This is a genomic window from Stenotrophomonas lactitubi (genome assembly GCF_002803515.1).
In the GTDB taxonomy this organism is placed as follows: domain Bacteria; phylum Pseudomonadota; class Gammaproteobacteria; order Xanthomonadales; family Xanthomonadaceae; genus Stenotrophomonas; species Stenotrophomonas lactitubi.
In genome coordinates this window covers 2413649-2430956 of record NZ_PHQX01000001.1, presented here as the reverse complement: position 1 = coordinate 2430956, position 17308 = coordinate 2413649, and the positions used below count along the sequence as shown (strand labels likewise).

Here is a 17308-nt window from a genome sequence, read left to right as displayed (position 1 = left end):
CGATGGGCGACAATTCCCCCCGTTTGCTGACCGTCGCGGTGACCTCGCGTGCGCTGTTCGACCTGGAAGAAAGCCATGCACTGTTCGAGAGCGATGGCGTGGCCGCCTATGCCGAGTACCAGCGCCAGCACGAGGACGACATCCTCGGGCCGGGCGTGGCCTTCCCGGTGGTGCGCAAGCTGCTGGCGCTGAACCAGGGCGCCAGCCCCGAGAACCCGCGCGTGGAAGTGATCCTGCTGTCGCGCAACTCAGCCGATACCGGCCTGCGCATCTTCAATTCCATCCAGCACTACGGGCTGGGCATCATCCGCGCGACGTTCACCGCCGGTGAGCCAACCTGGCCATACGTGAAGCCGTTCGGCACCGACCTGTTCCTGTCGGCCAATCCGGAATCGGTGCGCAGCGCGCTGCGCCATGGCATCGCCGCTGCAACCATCCTGCCCAAGCCACCGGGCGAGACTGCCGCCGCTGCCGCCGACCAGATCGACATTACCCGCCCGGCCGGGCAGCTGCGCATCGCCTTCGATGGTGATGCGGTGATCTTCGGCGATGAGAGCGAGCGCATCTCGCGCGAGCAGGGCGTGGAAGCCTTCGGCCGGCACGAACGCGAGCGTGCACGCGAGCCACTCAGTGGCGGTCCGTTCCGTGGTTTCCTCTCTGCGCTGCACACGTTGCAGGAAGTATTCCCGGCTGGCGACAGCGCGCCCATCCGCACGGCGCTGGTGACCGCGCGTTCTGCACCGGCGCACGAGCGCGTGATCCGCACCCTGCGCGAATGGGGCGTGCGCCTGGACGAGGCGCTGTTCCTCGGTGGGCGGCACAAGGGCCCGTTCCTGCAGGCGTTCGGCGCGGATATCTTCTTTGATGATTCGCAGCACAACATCGACAGTGCGCGTGAACACGTGGCGGCCGGGCACGTCCCGCACGGCGTCGCCAACGAGGGCTGAGACCATGGCCGGTGGGTGCCAACCGTTGGTTGGCACTGCCATGCATCGGCGCCCACCAAGGTGGGCGTCTACCGATCAAGGCGTGGCTGACATCCCCAGCTGCAGGTCCACCACCTTCCAACGCAGGCCCTGCGGTTCCAGCACTACCTTCAACGGTGGCTGGCCGGGACCGCGATCGACGTCGACCACGAAGCGGTCCAGCGCTTCGAAGTGGTGTTCGGCGTTCTTCAGCGGTCGCGCCGGTTCGGTCGTGCCGAAGGCATCACCACCCTGTAGTTCATTGCGGCCGCGCTTCCACAGCACGTGGCCCTGCAGCATCGCGCCGATGCCGGTGGGGGTGACCATCGTTTCCACCGCGGCACCGCCCAACTGGTCGCCCAACCCGTACAGCAGCGCGCCGAAGGGGCTGGAAGCCACCTCGGGGCCGGCCTGGCGCACCAGGTAATCATTGAGCTGGGCACGCAGACTGGTGCGCACGCGTGGGAAATCCACGTAGCGCTCCAAGCGCGCGGTGTCGCGTTGTTCGATGGCCTTGGACAGGCCATGCACGGTCACGTAGGGGCCGCCGAACCACCAGCCCGCCACCACGACGATCAGCAGAACGAGGATGCCAATGAGCTTCTTCATGGTGCACAGCCTGCCGCAAGTGGGGGTGCCGGTGGTGAACGACGGGTGATGCCAGTGATGGCCCCGGCGCCGTTCAGAACTCCAGATCCAGCGCGGCGCAGAGGTAGTCTACGAACGGGCCCAATCCTGCCAGATCCTTGCCAAGCGTGGACAACAGGCGCGGGCCGGTCATCGTGGCATCGTCCAGCGAACGCCACATCACCCAGTTGCGATGCTTGAGGTCATCGATGAACTCGAAGTCGGCGGGGAAGCCGCGCGGTGGACGCACCAGCTTCTCGGTTTCCTCGAAGTCGAAACGCTTGCGCAGCGCCGGTGCATGCGCGGCTGCCTTCCAGCTACCGGGGTTGTCGAGGATGAAGTGGCGGACGCGGCGCTGGGTTTCCGGTTCGGGATGCCACAGCCCGGCGCCGACGAAGCTCTCGCCCGGTTGCAGGTGCACGTAGAACGAGGGCGCGGCCACTTCGCGGCGGCGCTCATGGAACAGGCGCGCGCCCTGCCAGATTTTGTACGGCGACTTGTCATGGGAGAAGCGCGCATCGCGGTGGATGCGGAACAACGAGCCGCCCACGCCACGGGTGTCTGCGCGGAAGTGTCCGCTCACCTCGGTCAGCGCCGGCTGCAGGTCGCCCAGCAGGCGCAGGAACGGCTGCCGCACATGGTCTTCGTACTGCTGGCGATGGTCGTTGAACCAGGTCTTGTCGTTGTGCAGCGCCAGGCTGCGCAGGAACTTGAAACTGGCATCGGAGAAATAGGTGCTCACAGGTCCTCCTGCAGGTGCTGGCCCCAGTCACGCAGCGACTGCAGCAGCGTGGCGCGGCGAACGTCGTCGGGCGCTTCGGCCGCCAGCGCATCAAGCTGCTGTTGGTATTGGGCCAGGTTGAGTTCGCCCAGGCCTTCCTCGCCGGACAGGCGCTGGCGGCGATAGGCATTCCAGCGCTCGCGTTCTTCCGGTGCGAGGCTGCCGGGATGATTGCGGGCGCGGTAGCGGAACAACAGCTCGGGCAGCCGCGGGTCGCGGAAGCGGCCTTCCAGTGCAGCCAACTGTTCCGGTGGCGTGGTCCGTGCCAGTGCCAGCAGCGGCTTGTCGCCGGCACCGAGGAAGCCGTCGTACAGCGAAGCGTCCACGTCGGAGACGCTCGCCGCGCGCGGCTGGTTGTAGACCTGGCGCGCCTTCTCGGCCAACTGTGGTGCGAACGCGCGCAGTCGTTCGGCCTTGGCTTCGATCGCTGCCACGTCCAGCCCGAGTCGTGCGTGGTCATCGGCGCGCAGGTGGTTCCAGGCCACCAGCGCCGGCACCTTGTTCAGGTGCACTTCCTTCAACGGCACCCGGGCTACGCCTTCGGGCAGTTCGCTGGCACGCAGGTACAGGCGCTGGGCGATCACCTCGGCAGGCAGCTCCAGCAGGTCGTCGATATCGCCGTCGAGGTCGAACACGATCACCCGGTTGTTGATGGTCGGATGTACCGCCAGCGGCAACACCGGCGCCGCGCACAGGCGGCTGGCCGGGTAACGCATCGAGATATGCAGCACCGGCTTCAGCGCGGTGATGTCGAGCAGGCTGCCGACGAAACGCTTGTCGCGCAGCTTCAACGCGTAGTCCCACAGGCGCGGCTGCGACTGCTTGAACAGGCGCGCCATGCCGATCGTCGCGCGCACGTCCGACAGTGCTTCGTGGGCATCGCCCTCGCGCACGCCGTTGGCCTCGGCCAGGTGTTCGAGCTTGAACGACGTGGCGCCGTCTTCGCGCTTGGGCCAATGGATGCCCTCCGGACGGATGGCATGCATCAGCCGCAGCATGTCCAGCAGGTCCCAGCGCGAATTGCCATTGCGCCACTCGCGTTCGTACGGGTCGTGGAAGTTGCGGAACAGACCGTAGCGGATGAACTCGTCATCGAAGCGCAGGGTGTTGTAGCCCAGCGCGCAGGTGCCGGGGCGCGACAGCTGCTCGTTGATGCGATCGAATGCTTCAGCTTCGCTGATGCCTTCGGCCAGCGCCTGCTGCGGGGTGATGCCGGTGACCATCGTGGCCATCGGCGAGGGCAGCAGATCGTCGGCAGGGCGAACGAAGAAGCTGACCGGCGTGTCGATCTCGTTGAGATCGCTGTCGGTGCGGATCGCCGCGTACTGGGCGATGCGGGTGCGACGCGGATCCTGGCCGAAGGTTTCCAGGTCGTAGAACAGGAAGCTGTCGGCCATCAGTGCGCGCCCTCCAGCACCGGCAGCCGCGCATGGATCTGCGCCTCCAGTGCGTTCCAGTCGATGTTGTCCAGCGTGTCGTGGCCCGCTGTGGCGGTGATCAGCATCTCGCGCTGGATGTCGGTGCGGCGCAGTGCCTCGGCATAGGGCGTGTGCAGGAAGGTCACCATCGTGTAGTGCGGGACGAAACGCGTCGGCCAGCGCCGCTGCAGTTCCTGTTCCAGCTCGCGCTGCAGCAGGAAGGCCGGATCGGCCACCCGGTCGCGCATCTCCAGATAGTTCTCCAGCGCCATCTGCTGGATCGCACGCGCGTTCGGTTTGCGCTCGGCTTCGAACGCGGCGAAGGCGCTCTGCAGGTCGTCCGCCTCCATCAGATGGCGGGCCAGTGCCACGCAGTCCTCGAACGCACAGTTCATGCCCTGGCCGTGGAACGGCACCATCGCGTGCGCGGCATCACCGATCAGCACGGCGCGGTCCCGCTGGTGCCAACGTTCCAGGGTGAGCGTGCCGAGCAGGCCCGGCGGATGCTGCTCCCAGTCCGCGCGCAGGTTGGGAATCAGCGGCAGGGTATCGGCGAACTCGCGCGCGAACAGTGCTTCCGCCTGGACGCCAGTGTTGACCGTAGCGAAACTCGGATCGCCCTGGTTGGGCAGGAACAGGGTCACGGTGAACGTGCCCTCGTGGTTGGGCAGGGCGATGCACATGTAGTGGCCGCGTGGCCAGATGTGCAGCGCATTGCGCTCGATGCGGAAGCCGCCATCGTCGGTGGGCGGGATCTCCAGTTCCTTGTAGGAATGGTCGAGGAAGGCAATGTCCTCGCCCAGCGGGTCGCGACGGTTCATCGCCGCACGCAGCGCCGAGCCTGCGCCGTCGGCACCCACCAGCGTATCGAAGCGGATATCGTGCGGACTGTCGTCGCGATCATCGATGAAGCGCGCGTAGCCGGCATCGAAATCGACCGTATGCAGGCGGCGGTGGAAATGCACGGTGGCACCGGCCTGCTCGGCCAGTTCCAGCAGTGTGGTGTTGAGGTCGCTGCGATGGATCGACCAGATCACTTCGCTGTCGTCGCGACCGTAGCGCTGCAACTGCGGCTCGCCTTCGCGCGGATGCACCATGCGCCCGCGCATCATCACCGCACGCGCCATCACTTCGACTTCCACACCGGCCTGGCGCAACGCGTTGCGTCCGCGCTCGGCCAAGGCCAGGTTGATCGAGCGACCGCTTTCGTAATCGGCGATGCGCGGATCGCCACGGCGTTCGTACAGGGTGATGCGCCAGCCCTGCCGTGACAGCAGGATGGCCAGCAGGGATCCGGCCAGGCCGGCGCCGACAATGCTCAGCGAGCGGGATGCATGTGCGATCAACGAACTGTCCAGCAGTAGGGGAGGGCGGCTTACAGGCCGGCCCAGGCTTCCACTTCCTCGACGAAGTGGTGCACGTCCAGGTAACGGTTGTAGAGCGGGGTGGGCGAGATGCGGATCACGTCCGGCTCGCGCCAGTCACCCAGCACGCCGATGGCGCGTAGATGCTCGAACAGGGCGCGTCCGCGCTCGCGGCCGCCGATCACCCGCAGCGACAGCTGGCAGCCGCGGCGCTCGGGTTCGGCCGGGGTGACGATTTCGAGTACCTGCGGCAGGCGCGCGCGCACCAGTGCGTCGAGCATGCCGGTCAGTGCCAGCGACTTGCTGCGCAGCGAGTCCATGCCGGCACGTTCGAACAGGTCCAGCGACGCACGCAGCGGCGCCAGGCCGAGGATCGGCGGATTGCTCAGCTGCCAGCCCTCGGCGCCGACTGCGGGCTGGAACTGCGGCGCCATCTGGAAGCGGGTGGCTTCGTCATGGCCCCACCAGCCGGCAAAGCGCGGCAACGTGGTGTCGCGATGATGGCGTTCGTGCACAAAGGCACCGGCCACGGCGCCCGGGCCGCTGTTGAGGTATTTGTAGTGGCACCACACGGCGAAGTCCGGGGCGACGTCATGCAGGTGCAGCGGAAGGTTGCCGACCGAGTGCGCCAGGTCGAAGCCGATGCGCGCGCCCTGCAGGCGTGCCGCGCGGGTGATCGCATCCAGGTCGAAGGCCTGGCCGCTGCGGTACTGCACGCCAGGCCACAACACCAGCGCCAGGCGCGGACCGTGCGCGGCGATCGCGCGTTCGATCGCGGCCATCGAGATCGTGCCGTTGGCTTCATCCGGCTGCACTTCCACCAGACAGTCGGCCGGGTCGAAGCCATGGAAGCGGATCTGTGCTTCCACCGCATGGCGGTCGGTCGGGAACGCGCCGGCTTCCATCAGGATCACCGGGCGTTCGGCCGTGGGCCGGTAGAAGCTGACCATCATCAGGTGCAGGTTCACGCTCAGCGTGTTCATCGCCACCACTTCGCTGGGCAGTGCGCCGACGACGCGTGCCAGCTGCGCGCTGACCAGACGGTGGTACGACAGCCATTGGGTCGGCCCGGTGAAGTGGCCTTCCACCGCCAGTTCGCCCCACTGCTTCATCACTTCCTGCACCGCCGCCTGCGCGCCGCGCGGTTGCAGGCCCAGCGAGTTGCCGACGAAGTAGGTCTGCTCACCACCACCGTGGCGCGGAATCAGGAATTCCTGCCGCAGCGGCCGCAGCGGATCGGCGGCATCAAGGGCAATGGCGTGGGTGCGGCTGAGCAGGTCGGACATGGTCGGGCAACAGGCTGCAACGGGACTGCCAGTGTAGCGCCTGGGGCATGACCCGGTGCCTGCCAACCCAACACCAGCACCGCATGATGCGGTAGTCGCCAACCTTGGTTGGCGCACGTGCGACCGAGTGCCCACCAAGGTGGGCATCTACCAGCGCGGTGGCGCTGTCAGGCCGTCGCTGGTGCCGGCAACGGATCCACGTGGCCACACTCGCTGCAGGTACGGAGTTCCAGGCTGGCCTGGTAGCGCGCGAATACCTTCGGCAGGTCGGTCTCGATGTTCTGCAGCGTGAAGTACTCTTCGTACAGCTTGTGGTTGCAGCGCTCGCAATGCCAGATCACGCCGTCGCGCTCATGCGGCAGGCGCTTGCGTTCCACCACCAGGCCGACGCCGCCGGGTGGGCGCCGCGGTGAGTGCGGCACCTTGCCCGGCAGCAGGAAGATTTCGCCAGCGCGGATCGGAATATCGCGCACCGCGCCATCCTCCTGCACCTTCAGCACCATTTCGCCTTCCAGCTGATAGAACCACTCCGGGCCTTCGTCGTAGTGGAAATCGGTGCGGCTGTTCGGCCCGCCGACCACCATCACGATGAAATCGCCGTTGTCGATCATCTTGTTGCCGACCGGCGGCTTCAACAGATGCCGGTTTTCCTCGATCCAGCCCAGCAGGTTGATGGGGGAGGCAAGCATGGGAGTGTCCGTGGGAGGGAGGGTCAGTCGCGGCGGCCGCGGCGCGGAACGTAGGACAGGGCCTTCTCATATGCAGGCTGCAGGTCTTCCGGTGCGCCCACGTCGATACCCATTTCGCGCACGCGGCCATCCTTCAGGCTGTACACCCAGCCGTGCACCATCAGCTTCTGGCCGCGTGCCCAGGCGTCCTGCACGATTGTCGAGCGGCAGGCGTTGACCACCTGCTCGATCACGTTCAGTTCGCACAGGCGTGCATGCTTCAGCTCCGGCTCCTCGATCGCATCCATGATCGCGGCATGCTTCTGTGCGACGTCACCGACATGGCGCAGCCAGTTGTCGGCCAGGCCCACCCGCGTGTTGTTCAAGCTGGCGTGCACGCCGCCGCAGCCGTAGTGACCGACGATCAGGATGTGCTTCACCTTCAGCTGGTCCACGGCGTACTGGATCACGCTGAGGCAGTTCAGGTCGGTGTGCACCACCACGTTGGCCACGTTGCGATGCACGAACACCTCACCCGGGGCCATGCCGATGATCTGGTTGGCCGGCACGCGCGAGTCGGAGCAGCCAATCCACAGGTATTCCGGGTGCTGCTGCTTGGCCAGCTGATGGAAGAAGTCGGGATCTTCCTTCTCGATCCGGTCTGCCCATTCGCGGTTGTTCTGCAGCAGCTTGTGGATGTCTTTCATGTTCGGGGTCCCTGACGTCGGGTGGGGGGCAAGGCGCGGCCGTTCTGGTCGCGTCGTCGCCGGAAACAGGGCGCTCAGCTGCCTGCGGCGGCTTCGTCGCGATACCGGCGCATCCACTGCGCCAGTTCGGTGGAATGTGGATTGTCCAGGCGTTCCAGTTCGGCCATCACTGCCTGCTGGTTGGCCTCGGGGTGGTTCTGGCTCAGCTTCAGCGTCAGCTGCACCTGTTCGACGGTGAAGCGGAAGCCGACGATGCCGCGCAGCTGGCGGCGGTGGTCGTCACGCTCGGGTTCGAACCGCCAGTCCTGGCCGACGCTGGCTTCGAAGCGGTCGCCGGTATCGCTGACCAGCTGGGCCAGGGCGTCGGTATCGTCGAACGGCTGCAACTGGCCGCGCAGCTCGGCAGCGGCGTAGTTCCAGGTAGGCACCCGCGCGGCAGGCTCCTTGTCCGGGTACCAGCTGGCCGATACATAGCCATGCGGCCCGTCCACCAGTACCTTGGCCGCACCACTGTGGCGTGCCTGCGGGTTGGCACGAGCCCAGTGGCCGCGCAGCTCGATGTGGTCGCCGTCGCGCTGGTACAGCACCGGCAATCGGGTCAGCTCCGGCAAGCCGTCGCCACCGGCGGTGAGCACGGTGACGAATGGATCACGCGCCAACAGGCGATCCAGCCACTGCAGGTCGGTCTGTGCGAAAGCGCGCGGGGTGAACATCGGTTGGCCTCAGGCGCGGCTGCCGAGTGACTGCACCATGCGCCCGCGCAGGCCTTCGTCGCTGCCCGCCTGCGGTGGCTGCACTTCATGCAGCGAGAATCCGCGCACCAGCGCATCTTCTTCGTCCAGGCCTTCGTACTCGACGAACTCGGCGTCGAACAGCTGCGAGCGGGCGGTGTCCTCGCTGTCGTAGCTCAGCGTATTGCCATCGCTGTCGAGCACTTCGGCGGTGCCGGCCTCGCGGATGCGCAGGCGTGCCCAGATCAGGGTGTTGCCGAGGCTGGCCAGCCACCAGCTGTCACGGACGTGGGAAAGGTCGTTCATGTGTGTATTACCAGAGCGAGGCCAGCCAGAGCAGGGCAGCCATGCCCAGTCCAGCCAGCAGGGTCAGCAGCGATACCCAGGCGGGCGTCGCCAGCCCGGACAGCGACCGGTCCGGCTGGGTGCGGTATTCGCGCCGCAGCAGCCAGCCCAGCGCGTCGGGCTTGAGGAAGGCGCCACTACCGAAGCGCTGCGCCAGCGCCGGATGGCGATCGCGCACATGCACCAGGGTCAGCGGCCAGAAAATCACGAAGGCACTGAACCCGGCCACTGCAACGCCGACGAAACACAGGGCGAAGAACAGGGTCATGGGGGCAGTACCTCCGTGGTCGTGCGTGTGGGCTTAGAAGTCCGCGCTGCCCGGGGCGCGCGGGTAGGGGATCGCATCGCGGATGTTGGACAGGCCGCAGACGTAGACCACCAGGCGCTCGAAGCCCAGGCCGAAACCGGCGTGCGGTACCGAGCCGTAGCGGCGGAAATCGCGGTACCAGCTGTAATGCTCGCGATCCAGGCCGAACTGCGCCATGCGTGCATCCAGCACATCCAGACGCTCTTCGCGCTGGCTGCCGCCGATGATCTCGCCGATGCCCGGGGCCAGCACGTCCATCGCGGCGACGGTCCTGCCGTCATCGTTCAGGCGCATGTAGAAGGCCTTGATGTGCTCGGGGTAGTTGGTCACCACCACCGGGCGGCCGACGTGTTCCTCGGTCAGCCAGCGCTCGTGCTCGGTCTGCAGGTCCAGGCCCCATTCGACCGGGAAGTCGAACTTCTTGCCGGACTTCTGCAGCAGGGCGACCGCATCGGTGTAGTCGATGCGCTCGAACGGCGCGTTGATGAAGTCTTCCAGCTTGGTGATCGCGTTCTTGTCCACGCGCTCAGCGATGAAGGCCAGGTCGTCGCCGCGCTCGTTGAGCACCGCGCGGAACAGGTACTTCAGGAATTCTTCGGCCAGGCGTGCGTCTTCAGCCAGGTCGGCGAAGGCGATTTCCGGCTCGATCATCCAGAACTCCGCCAGATGGCGAGTGGTGTGGCTGTTCTCGGCGCGGAAGGTCGGGCCGAAGGTGTACACCTTGCTCAGCGCCAGGCAGTAAGCCTCGACGTTCAGCTGGCCGGACACGGTCAGGAAGGTCTCCTTGCCGAAGAAGTCGCGGCTGAAGTCGATCCCGCCCTGGGCATCACGCGGCAGGTTCACCATGTCCAGGGTGGACACGCGGAACATCTGGCCGGCGCCTTCGGCATCGGAGGTGGTGATGATCGGGGTGCTGATCCAGTTGAAGCCGTTCTCGTGGAAGAAGCGGTGCACGGCCTGGGCCAGGCAGTTGCGGATGCGGGTGACCGCGCCGAACAGGTTGGTGCGCGGGCGCAGGTGCGCCACTTCACGCAGGAACTCCGGCGTCATCGGCTTGGGCTGGATCGGATAAGTGAGCGGGTCTTCGACCCAGCCGACCACCTCGACCGCGCTGGCCTGGATCTCAAACGACTGGCCCTTGCCCTGCGACTTCACCAGGGTGCCGGTGGCCACCAGCGAGCAGCCGGTGGTCAGGCGCTTGATTTCGTCGAAGTTGGCCAGCGCGTCGCCGGCCACGACCTGGATCGGGGCGAAGCAGGAGCCGTCGGTCACATTCACGAAAGCCAGATTTGCTGAACCGCGCACCGTGCGCACCCAACCGCGTACCGTGACTTCGCCACCTTCCGGGATCTTCCCGGCAAGCGCATGTTCAACGCTGACCACCGTCATGACTTGAATCCTCTGCTGATCGACTCGATCTCTGAACACGGGAGTTTACCGGTTGCAGCGTTCTGCTTGCGAGGCATTTCTGCGGTCATCGGCTCCCTATAATGTCCCGGTACCTCTGGAGTGATCCACCATGGCTGTCAGCCTGACCCCTATTGCCTTCGAGCGCGTGCAGCGCTTCGTCGCCCAGACCCCCGGCGCGCTGGGCCTGCGTTTTGGCGTGACCAAGACCGGCTGCTCGGGCTGGGGCCACATCACCGACCTGGCCCGCGACGAGCGCGCGGACGACACCGTGTTCGACCAGGACGGGGTGAAGATCTACGTCGACGCCAAGAGCCTGGCCTTGGTGGACGGCACCGTGATCGACTTCGGCAAGCACGGCCTGAGCGAGACCTTCACGTTCAGCAACCCGAATGCCACCGCCGAGTGCGGCTGCGGCGAGAGCTTCACCACCGACGCCGACAAGGCCTGAGCCCCGATTGGGTAGATGCCGACCTTGGTCGGCACGGACGTTGGGGCGCCCCATGCCTTGGTCAGCGGCGGTTGCGCCAGGTATCCCAGGCCAACAACGCGCCGCCTGTCATCAGGCAGGCCGCTGCATAGGCGCTTGGCAGCCCTGTGGCGTCGTGCAGAAGATGCATCAGCAGTGCCGCCACCAAGCTCAGAAAGCCCAAGGCCGTAGCGCCGCTGATCGGGCCGTTGCCCACACGGAACAGGCGGCCATTGTCGCGGTTGATCCAGTGTCGGATTCGTGTGAGGCGGTCCATGGCTGGACGTTAGCGCAGAGGATCCACGGATGGAACGACCGGTTTTTGCTTATTCTCCCAACGCCTACGCGATCTCCTTCGAGGAGGTAGCGGGTGTCTGCGATTGCTGTGGCGAGCCGCGGGCGCTGCGCTACCTGTGCACGTTCTATTGTGCCGGCGATGCGCCGGGCTATCTGTGTCCCTGGTGCATCGCCAACGGCCGGGCGGTTGAACGTTTCCAGGGCGATTTCATCGGCTGGAGCGACATCGAGGGCGTGTCGCCGGACCCGGCCGATCCGCCACCGACCATTCCCCGCGAGCAGTTGCTGGAGATCTGCGAGCGTACCCCGGGTTACTTCTCCTGGCAGCAGCCGGTCTGGCTGACCCACTGCAATACTCCTTGTGCGTTCTTGGGCTATGCCGGCAGCGATGACCTGACGCCGATCCTGGAGGAGGTCCGGCCCGACGTGGCGGCGGTCAACCCGCGTGATGCCGGCTGGGTGCTGCAGCACCTGACACGCGAGGGGCAGATGGTCGGTTGCCTGTTCCAGTGCCTGGAGTGTGGCCAGCACCGGCTTCATGTTGATCTGGCGTAGTTCAGGTTGTTGAATTTCAAGGAAATTGGTTGGATTTCGGGGCGCTGCCTGCGGCCCCACATTGGCCCCTGAAGGTCCGTGCCTTGTTCACGCCCCCCATCTGCGCCATAATGCGCAGCTTCCTGCCTCCCTGGCAGGATCCCTTGCCCCACCGCGGTATCAACGGCGGGGGGCTGTCCGGCCGCAAGGCCACATCCGAAAGGTAGAAAAACATGAGTCGTCATTACGAAATCGTGTTCATGGTCCACCCGGACCAGAGCGAGCAGGTCCCGGCCATGATCGAGCGCTACAAGTCGCTGGTCGAGAACGGCAACGGCACCATCCACCGTCTGGAAGACTGGGGCCGTCGCCAGCTGGCGTACCCGATCCAGAACCTGGTGAAGGCGCACTACGTGCTGCTGAACATCGAAGTCGACCAGGCCGTTCTGACCGAACTGACCGAGAGCTTCCGCTTCAACGACGCCGTGCTGCGCAACCTGGTCATCAAGCGTGACGAGGCTGACACCGAGCAGTCGCTGATCATGAAGAGCAAGGACGAGAAGGGCGACAAGCCCGAGCGTGGTGAGCGTCGTCGTCGTGATGACGAAGAAGGCGAAACCACCCCCGCCGCTGACAACGATGCCGGCGACGACGCCGCTTCGGCCGCCTAAGGAGCACTGACATGTCCAAGTTCTTCCGTCGCCGCAAGTTCTGCAAGTTCACGGCCGAAGGTGTCAAGGAGATCGATTACAAGGATCTCAACACCCTGCGCCAGTACCTGACCGAGAACGGCAAGATCGTGCCGAGCCGCGTCACCGGTACCAAGTCGAAGTACCAGCGTCAGCTGGCGACCGCGGTCAAGCGCGCTCGCTTCCTGGCCCTGATTCCGTACACCGACAACCACGACGTCTGATGCCGGCGGGGCAGCTTCGCGCTGCCCCCGCTGTGCCAGCTATTCGGACAGCCTTTGTTGCGGGGCCCGCGCCTCGCTAACGAATAACTTATCTGGAGCAATACCATGCAGCTGATCCTCCTGCAGAAAGTCACCAACCTCGGCAACCTCGGCGACCTGGTCGACGTGAAGCCGGGCTACGGCCGTAACTTCCTCGTGCCGCAGGGCAAGGCCGTTCCGGCCACCGAGAGCAACAAGGCCGAGTTCGAAGCCAAGCGCGCCGAATACGAAGCCAAGGCCCAGTCCATCCACGCCGACGCTGAAGCCCGCAAGGCCAAGCTGGAAGGCGCGAGCGTGACCGTCGCCGCCAACGCTTCGACCGAAGGCAAGCTGTACGGCTCGGTCGGCGCCCGCGAAATCGCCGATGCCTTCACCGCTGCCGGCCTGCCGCTGAGCAAGAGCGAAGTCATCTTGGGCGAAGGCGCCTTCCGCAACATTGGCGAGTACGAAGTCCTGGTGCACCTGCACGCGGACGTCGAGACCACCGTCAAGGTCGTGGTTGAAGCCGAAAAGGCCTGATCCCACGCCGCAAGGCCTGGTATCACCAGAACGGGCGCCCGCAAGGGTGCCCGTTTTTGTTTTGGGCGAAGGCGACCCGGCCGGGCCGGTGCTTGGCGGGTGACGCATGTGCCGGCGGATTCAGGATGAATCCATGAATATCAACACGTTGCTCTCATTTTCCGGACACGGGTAGGTGTCCCGGGCGGCCTGCGGCGACGCCGGAGAGCAGGAGCGGGCGTGAGCGCGGAGCTTCCTCCCCCGGTCATCCCGCCCGTGGAACATTCGCCCCGCTATACTCATCCCATTGCGTCACCCTTGGCCTTGTTGAATTCTTTTGAAATCAATGGCTTGAGGTGCTGGCTGACCTGACATCCACTATGGTGGCGGCCGTAAGGCCCTTGCCCGGAACCCAATCACGCCATGCGTCTTTCCACGATCAAGCTGTCCGGCTTCAAGTCCTTCGTCGATCCGACCACGCTGCACCTGCCGACCAACATGACCGGCGTGGTGGGCCCCAATGGCTGCGGCAAGTCGAACATCATCGACGCGGTGCGCTGGGTCATGGGCGAAAGTTCGGCCAGCCGCCTGCGTGGTGACTCGCTTACCGACGTGATCTTCTCCGGTTCCAATGCCCGCAAGCCGGTTTCGCAGGCCACCGTCGAGCTGATCTTCGACAACTCGGATCACACGATTTCCGGCGAGTACGCCTCGTTCAACGAGATCTCGGTCAAGCGCACCGTCAGCCGTGACGGCAGCAGCAACTACTACCTCAACGGCACCAAGTGCCGCCGCCGCGACATCACCGACCTGTTCCTCGGTACCGGCCTGGGCCCGCGCAGCTACTCGATCATCGAGCAGGGCATGATCAGCCAGATCATCGAGGCGCGCCCGGAAGACCTGCGCGTGTACCTGGAAGAGGCCGCCGGCATCTCCAAGTACAAGGAGCGCCGCAAGGAAACCGAAACCCGCATCCGCCACACCCGCGAGAACCTGGACCGCCTTGGCGATCTGCGCGAGGAAATCACCAAGCAACTCGAACACCTCAAGCGGCAGGCCAAACAGGCCGAGCAGTACCAGGCGCTGCAGGAAGAGCGCCGGGTCAAGGATGCGGAGTGGAAGGCGTTGGAGTACCGCGGACTGGACGGTCGCCTGTCCAAGCTGCGCGAAGGGTTGTCGCAGGAAGAAACCAAGCTGCAGCAACTGATCGCCGATCAGCGTGACGCCGAGGCGCGGATCGAGACCTCGCGCGTGCGTCGCGAGGAGGCCGCCGATTCGCTCAATGCCGCGCAGGCCGAGGTCTACCAGGTGGGCAGCACGCTGGCCCGTCTCGAACAGCAGATCCAGCACCAGCGCGAACTGTCGCAGCGCCTGCACAAGGCGCGCGATGAAACCCGCCAGGCGCTGGCCGAACTGGGCCAGCACATCAGTGGTGACGAAGCCAAGCTGATGGTGCTGCGCGAGGCAGTTGATGCGGCCACCCCGCAGCTGGAAGAACTGCAGGAAGAGAACGAGATCAAGCAGGAAGGCCTGCGTGAGGCCGAAACGCGGCTGTCCGATTGGCAGCAACGTTGGGAGCAGCACACTTCGCAGAGTTCGGAAGCCTCGCGTGCCGGCGAGGTCGAGCGCACCCGCGTGGACTACCTGGACAAGCAGATCCTTGACGCCGACCGTCGCCGCGAAGCGCTGGCAGCCGAGCGCGCAGGCCTGGACGTGGATGCGTTGGATGAAGTCTTCGAACAACTGCATCTGCAGCACGACACGCAGAAGACCGCGCTGGATGAACTGACCGAACAGGTCGAGGAGCGCAAGCACGGTGTTGCCGCGGTGCAGGAGCAGCAGCGCAGCGGCCAGAACGAACTGGCCGAACTGCGCAAGCAGGTCAATGGTCTGCGCGGTCGCCTGTCCTCGCTGGAAACCCTGCAGCAGGCCGCACTCGGCCAGGAGCAGGGCGCGGCGGTGGCCTGGCTGAAGTCGCGTGGCCTGGATTCGGCCGCGCGCGTGGGCGAGCGTCTGGATGTCGATGCGGGTTGGGAAAACGCGGTGGAAAGCGCCCTCGGCCAATTGATCGAAGGCGTTCTGGTCGATGACCCCGCCAGCCTGGTCGATGCATTGGGCGAGCTGGGCGAAGGCCGCATCGCACTGGTCGCCAATGACGGCGCGGACCTGAAGGTCGCGCCGACGTCGCTGGCTGCGCGCGTGCGTGGCCCGGCACCGATCCGTCGCCTGCTTGCGCGCCTGCACGGCGCGCGCGACCTGGCCGAAGCCAATGCGCTGCAGGCCAACCTGCCTGAGGGCGATTCCATCATCACCCAGGGCGGTGAACGTCTGGGCGAGGGCTGGGTGCGCGTATCGCGCTCCGGCGCCGCCAAGCAGGGTGCGCTGCTGCGCGAACGCGAAATCAATGAACTGCGCGAGCAGATCGAGCAGCTGCAGTCGCGCGAAGCCGAACTGGAAGAACAGCTGGCCGGTTTCCGTGAGCATCTGTTGGCCGCCGAACAGCAGCGCGAGGATGCGCAGCGGGCGCTGTACCTGGCGCACCGCGCGGTATCCGAACTGGCGGGCCAGCTGCAGGGCCAGCAGGGCAAGGTCGAGGCCGCACGCACACGCATCGACCGCATCGAAGGCGAGCTCAGCCAGTTGCTGGAGACCCTGGACATCAATCGCGAGCAGGCGCGTGAAGCGCGTTCGCGGCTGGAGAATGCGGTCAACAGCATGGGCGACCTGGAGTCGAACCGGCAGGGTCTGGAGGGCGAACGCCGTCAGTTGACCGAGGCGCGCGATCTGGCCCGCGACGCCGCCCGTGCGGTACGCGAGCGTTCGCATGCGTTGGCGCTGACCCTGGAATCGCAGCGTGCCCAGGTGGCCTCGTTGAGCCAGGCACTGGAACGCATGAGCACCCAGCGTGGCCAGCTTGATTCGCGCCTGGGCGAACTGCATTCGCAGCTGGACGAAGGCGATACACCGGTCGAGTCGCTGCAGGCAGAGCACCAGAACGCGTTGGAAGAGCGTGTGCGTGCCGATCGCGTGCTGACCGAGGCGCGCACGCTGCTGGATGGCATCGACGCCGAGCTGCGCAATTACGAGCAGACCCGCCACCAGCGCGACGAGCAGGCGTTGTCCCAGCGCGAGCGTATTTCGCAGCGCAAGCTGGACCAGCAGGCATTGGTGCTCAGTGCCGAAACCCTGCAGGGCGCAGTGGAGAAGGCCGGTTTCGTGCTGCAGGATGTGATCAACACGCTGCCCGAAGAGGCGCGCCTGGGCGACTGGGAACAAGCCGTGCACCAGATCGATGGCCGCATGCGCCGGCTGGAGCCGGTCAACCTCGCCGCGATCCACGAATATGGCGAAGCATCGCAGCGCTCGGAATATCTGGATGCCCAGCACATGGATCTGACCACGGCGCTGGAGACCCTGGAAGATGCGATCCGCAAGATCGACCGCGAGACCCGCGGCCGTTTCAAGGACACCTTCGATCGGGTCAACGCCGGTGTGCAGGCGCTGTATCCGCGCCTGTTCGGTGGTGGCCACGCCTACCTGGAACTGACCGGTGAAGACCTTCTCGACACCGGTGTGACCATCATGGCGCGCCCCCCGGGCAAGCGGGTGTCGAGCATCTCGCTGCTGTCCGGTGGCGAAAAGGCGATGACCGCCGTGGCGCTGGTGTTTGCGATCTTCCAGCTCAACCCGGCGCCGTTCTGCCTGCTGGACGAGGTGGACGCGCCGCTGGATGAAGCCAACGTCGGCCGCCTGGCCAATATGGTCAAGGAAATGAGCGAGAAGGTGCAGTTCCTGTTCGTCAGCCACAACAAGGCCACGATGGAAGCGGCGCACCAGTTGTCGGGCGTGACGATGCGCGAACCGGGCGTCAGCCGCCTGGTCAGCGTGGACCTGGAAGAAGCCGCGCGATTGGCGGGCGCGGCCTGACGTGCCATCCTAGTTACCTGAATGA

The 17308-nt window shown here is 65.7% G+C and carries 19 protein-coding genes; 7 read left to right on the top strand and 12 right to left on the bottom strand.

Annotated features, from left to right (window positions below; translation table 11 throughout):
- Window positions 1-2 precede the first annotated feature (2 nt).
- A complete protein-coding gene (locus CR156_RS11475; RefSeq protein ID WP_033831508.1) occupies window positions 3-947 on the top strand; it encodes a 5'-nucleotidase in 945 nt (314 codons plus the stop codon).
- A gap of 75 nt (window positions 948-1022) precedes the next feature.
- On the opposite strand, the gene CR156_RS11470 is transcribed toward CR156_RS11475, so the two are convergent.
- From CR156_RS11470 to asnS, 11 genes are all read right to left on the bottom strand, one after another.
- Complete coding sequence (locus tag CR156_RS11470) at window positions 1023-1574, bottom strand: DUF2939 domain-containing protein (protein ID WP_100552955.1); 552 nt, start codon at window positions 1572-1574, stop codon at window positions 1023-1025.
- 73 nt (window positions 1575-1647) lie between these two features.
- Window positions 1648-2334: a DUF2461 domain-containing protein gene (locus CR156_RS11465; protein WP_100552954.1), complete on the bottom strand. Its 687-nt coding sequence runs from the start codon at window positions 2332-2334 to the stop codon at window positions 1648-1650.
- On the bottom strand, window positions 2331-3770 hold the full coding sequence (gene sbcB / locus CR156_RS11460) for an exodeoxyribonuclease I (protein WP_100552953.1): 1440 nt from the start codon (window positions 3768-3770) through the stop codon (window positions 2331-2333). The genes CR156_RS11465 and sbcB overlap by 4 nt, the downstream gene beginning before the upstream one ends.
- Window positions 3770-5137, bottom strand: a complete 1368-nt coding sequence (locus tag CR156_RS11455; protein ID WP_100552952.1) for an FAD-dependent oxidoreductase — start codon at window positions 5135-5137, stop codon at window positions 3770-3772. Before CR156_RS11455 ends, sbcB begins: the two co-directional genes overlap by 1 nt.
- A 29-nt stretch (window positions 5138-5166) precedes the next feature.
- Window positions 5167-6441, bottom strand: a complete 1275-nt coding sequence (gene kynU / locus CR156_RS11450; protein ID WP_100552951.1) for a kynureninase — start codon at window positions 6439-6441, stop codon at window positions 5167-5169.
- A gap of 167 nt (window positions 6442-6608) precedes the next feature.
- The gene (locus CR156_RS11445) at window positions 6609-7130 is read right to left on the bottom strand and encodes a 3-hydroxyanthranilate 3,4-dioxygenase (protein ID WP_089236108.1); all 522 of its coding nucleotides are present in this window, start codon (window positions 7128-7130) and stop codon (window positions 6609-6611) included.
- A gap of 23 nt (window positions 7131-7153) precedes the next feature.
- The gene (can, locus tag CR156_RS11440) at window positions 7154-7816 is read right to left on the bottom strand and encodes a carbonate dehydratase (RefSeq protein ID WP_089236107.1); all 663 of its coding nucleotides are present in this window, start codon (window positions 7814-7816) and stop codon (window positions 7154-7156) included.
- Between the two features lie 74 nt (window positions 7817-7890).
- Entirely contained in the window at window positions 7891-8529 is a 639-nt protein-coding gene (locus CR156_RS11435; protein WP_100552950.1) for an FMN-binding negative transcriptional regulator, read from the bottom strand.
- Between the two features lie 9 nt (window positions 8530-8538).
- Window positions 8539-8853, bottom strand: coding sequence for a hypothetical protein (locus tag CR156_RS11430; protein ID WP_089236105.1), 315 nt, complete (start codon window positions 8851-8853; stop codon window positions 8539-8541).
- A 7-nt stretch (window positions 8854-8860) separates the two neighbouring features.
- Entirely contained in the window at window positions 8861-9160 is a 300-nt protein-coding gene (locus tag CR156_RS11425) for a hypothetical protein (protein ID WP_006376524.1), read from the bottom strand.
- Between the two features lie 33 nt (window positions 9161-9193).
- Complete coding sequence (gene asnS, locus CR156_RS11420) at window positions 9194-10588, bottom strand: asparagine--tRNA ligase (RefSeq protein ID WP_099820767.1); 1395 nt, start codon at window positions 10586-10588, stop codon at window positions 9194-9196.
- Window positions 10589-10718: 130 nt separating this feature from the next.
- Between asnS and CR156_RS11415 the strand changes: the two genes are divergently transcribed.
- Window positions 10719-11057: a HesB/IscA family protein gene (locus tag CR156_RS11415; protein ID WP_033831500.1), complete on the top strand. Its 339-nt coding sequence runs from the start codon at window positions 10719-10721 to the stop codon at window positions 11055-11057.
- Window positions 11058-11118: 61 nt separating this feature from the next.
- On the opposite strand, the gene CR156_RS11410 is transcribed toward CR156_RS11415, so the two are convergent.
- Entirely contained in the window at window positions 11119-11352 is a 234-nt protein-coding gene (locus tag CR156_RS11410; protein WP_100552949.1) for a hypothetical protein, read from the bottom strand.
- Window positions 11353-11381: 29 nt separating this feature from the next.
- On the opposite strand from CR156_RS11410, the gene CR156_RS11405 reads away from it, so the two are divergent.
- The 5 genes from CR156_RS11405 (at window position 11382) to smc (ending at window position 17283) form a co-directional block, all read left to right on the top strand.
- Window positions 11382-11927, top strand: a complete 546-nt coding sequence (locus CR156_RS11405; protein WP_100552948.1) for a CbrC family protein — start codon at window positions 11382-11384, stop codon at window positions 11925-11927.
- A gap of 212 nt (window positions 11928-12139) precedes the next feature.
- Window positions 12140-12577 (top strand): 30S ribosomal protein S6, encoded by a 438-nt coding sequence (gene rpsF, locus CR156_RS11400; RefSeq protein WP_025876882.1) that lies wholly within the window; start codon window positions 12140-12142, stop codon window positions 12575-12577.
- Between the two features lie 11 nt (window positions 12578-12588).
- Entirely contained in the window at window positions 12589-12819 is a 231-nt protein-coding gene (gene rpsR, locus CR156_RS11395; RefSeq protein WP_002804494.1) for a 30S ribosomal protein S18, read from the top strand.
- Window positions 12820-12924: 105 nt separating this feature from the next.
- Window positions 12925-13377 carry a 50S ribosomal protein L9 gene (gene rplI / locus CR156_RS11390; RefSeq protein ID WP_099820764.1) on the top strand — a complete coding sequence of 151 codons (453 nt, stop codon included), beginning with the start codon at window positions 12925-12927 and terminating at the stop codon, window positions 13375-13377.
- A gap of 402 nt (window positions 13378-13779) precedes the next feature.
- On the top strand, window positions 13780-17283 hold the full coding sequence (gene smc, locus CR156_RS11385) for a chromosome segregation protein SMC (RefSeq protein WP_100552947.1): 3504 nt from the start codon (window positions 13780-13782) through the stop codon (window positions 17281-17283).
- Window positions 17284-17308: the final 25 nt, after the last annotated feature.

What these genes read in the sequence shown, in the direction of transcription:
- CR156_RS11430 (WP_089236105.1), bottom strand. Translation starts at nt 8,853, where the DNA reads ATGAACGACCTTTCCCACGTCCGTGACAGCTGGTGGCTGGCCAGCCTC.
- smc (WP_100552947.1), top strand. Translation starts at nt 13,780, where the DNA reads ATGCGTCTTTCCACGATCAAGCTGTCCGGCTTCAAGTCCTTCGTCGAT.
- rplI (WP_099820764.1), top strand. Translation starts at nt 12,925, where the DNA reads ATGCAGCTGATCCTCCTGCAGAAAGTCACCAACCTCGGCAACCTCGGC.
- CR156_RS11475 (WP_033831508.1), top strand. Translation starts at nt 3, where the DNA reads ATGGGCGACAATTCCCCCCGTTTGCTGACCGTCGCGGTGACCTCGCGT.
- rpsR (WP_002804494.1), top strand. Translation starts at nt 12,589, where the DNA reads ATGTCCAAGTTCTTCCGTCGCCGCAAGTTCTGCAAGTTCACGGCCGAA.
- CR156_RS11415 (WP_033831500.1), top strand. Translation starts at nt 10,719, where the DNA reads ATGGCTGTCAGCCTGACCCCTATTGCCTTCGAGCGCGTGCAGCGCTTC.
- sbcB (WP_100552953.1), bottom strand. Translation starts at nt 3,770, where the DNA reads ATGGCCGACAGCTTCCTGTTCTACGACCTGGAAACCTTCGGCCAGGAT.
- can (WP_089236107.1), bottom strand. Translation starts at nt 7,816, where the DNA reads ATGAAAGACATCCACAAGCTGCTGCAGAACAACCGCGAATGGGCAGAC.
- rpsF (WP_025876882.1), top strand. Translation starts at nt 12,140, where the DNA reads ATGAGTCGTCATTACGAAATCGTGTTCATGGTCCACCCGGACCAGAGC.
- CR156_RS11410 (WP_100552949.1), bottom strand. Translation starts at nt 11,352, where the DNA reads ATGGACCGCCTCACACGAATCCGACACTGGATCAACCGCGACAATGGC.
- CR156_RS11470 (WP_100552955.1), bottom strand. Translation starts at nt 1,574, where the DNA reads ATGAAGAAGCTCATTGGCATCCTCGTTCTGCTGATCGTCGTGGTGGCG.
- asnS (WP_099820767.1), bottom strand. Translation starts at nt 10,588, where the DNA reads ATGACGGTGGTCAGCGTTGAACATGCGCTTGCCGGGAAGATCCCGGAA.
- kynU (WP_100552951.1), bottom strand. Translation starts at nt 6,441, where the DNA reads ATGTCCGACCTGCTCAGCCGCACCCACGCCATTGCCCTTGATGCCGCC.
- CR156_RS11425 (WP_006376524.1), bottom strand. Translation starts at nt 9,160, where the DNA reads ATGACCCTGTTCTTCGCCCTGTGTTTCGTCGGCGTTGCAGTGGCCGGG.
- CR156_RS11435 (WP_100552950.1), bottom strand. Translation starts at nt 8,529, where the DNA reads ATGTTCACCCCGCGCGCTTTCGCACAGACCGACCTGCAGTGGCTGGAT.
- CR156_RS11405 (WP_100552948.1), top strand. Translation starts at nt 11,382, where the DNA reads ATGGAACGACCGGTTTTTGCTTATTCTCCCAACGCCTACGCGATCTCC.
- CR156_RS11445 (WP_089236108.1), bottom strand. Translation starts at nt 7,130, where the DNA reads ATGCTTGCCTCCCCCATCAACCTGCTGGGCTGGATCGAGGAAAACCGG.